Here is an 847-nt window from a genome sequence, read left to right on the forward strand (position 1 = left end):
AAAGATGCATGAACGTGCACAATACCTTCGCTTACGGTTTTACGTACTTTTTTACGTACACGCGAAGCTGTGTTTGCTTTAGCCATTAATCAAATTCCTTAAAATTTATTTCTTACCGGCAATCGCTTTGCGCGGACCTTTACGGGTACGAGCATTTGTGCGAGTGCGTTGACCACGACAAGGCAAGCCACGACGATGACGGAAGCCGCGATAGCAACCCATATCCATCAGTCGTTTAATGCTCATCGTTACTTCACGACGCAAATCGCCTTCAACTTCATATTTAGCAACTTGCTCACGCAAAGCGTCTAATTGAGCCTCGTCCAAATCTTTTGCTTTAGTAGTAGGAGCAATATTTGCTGCCTCACAAATCAATTTAGCACGAGTCGCACCAATACCATAAATAGCCTGAAGGCCAATTACGATATGGGCATTATTAGGGATATTTACCCCTGCAATACGAGCCATATTTTTTCCTTTTTAGGGCAAAGTATGTCACTATACCACAAAATCAATAGTTAAGAAAACTAGCTTCTTAACCTTGACGTTGTTTGTGACGTGGGTCAGTACAAATTACGCGAACTACACGATTACGACGAATAATCTTGCAATTGCGACAAATTTTCTTTACAGAAGGTTGTACACGCATTTTATTTCCTTTTATCGTTTATCTTGCTCGGAAAACAATCCGAGCACGGGTTAAATCATAAGGAGTTAATTCAACTGTTACCTTATCACCTGGAGAAATACGAATATAGTGCATCCGCATTTTGCCAGATATATGACCAAGTACTACATGATCATTTTCCAGTTTTACTTTAAATGTTGCATTGGGCAAAGTCTCAAG

General features: G+C 40.4%; 3 protein-coding genes and 1 pseudogene. All 4 read right to left on the minus strand.

The features are described 5' to 3' along the window. Positions 1-86, minus strand: a pseudogene (locus tag ACTHSP_RS20970) (30S ribosomal protein S11); the annotation flags it as partial. Between the two features lie 19 nt (positions 87-105). Continuing rightward, the gene (gene rpsM / locus ACTHSP_RS20975; RefSeq protein WP_003749295.1) at positions 106-468 is read right to left on the minus strand and encodes a 30S ribosomal protein S13; all 363 of its coding nucleotides are present in this window, start codon (positions 466-468) and stop codon (positions 106-108) included. Between the two features lie 67 nt (positions 469-535). Further along, the gene (gene rpmJ / locus ACTHSP_RS20980; RefSeq protein WP_003697674.1) at positions 536-649 is read right to left on the minus strand and encodes a 50S ribosomal protein L36; all 114 of its coding nucleotides are present in this window, start codon (positions 647-649) and stop codon (positions 536-538) included. A gap of 18 nt (positions 650-667) precedes the next feature. After that, a partial coding sequence (gene infA, locus ACTHSP_RS20985) for a translation initiation factor IF-1 (protein ID WP_440346882.1) occupies positions 668-847 on the minus strand: 180 nt, incomplete at its 5' end.

It is taken from the genome of Neisseria sp. P0001.S005 (genome assembly GCF_051963715.1).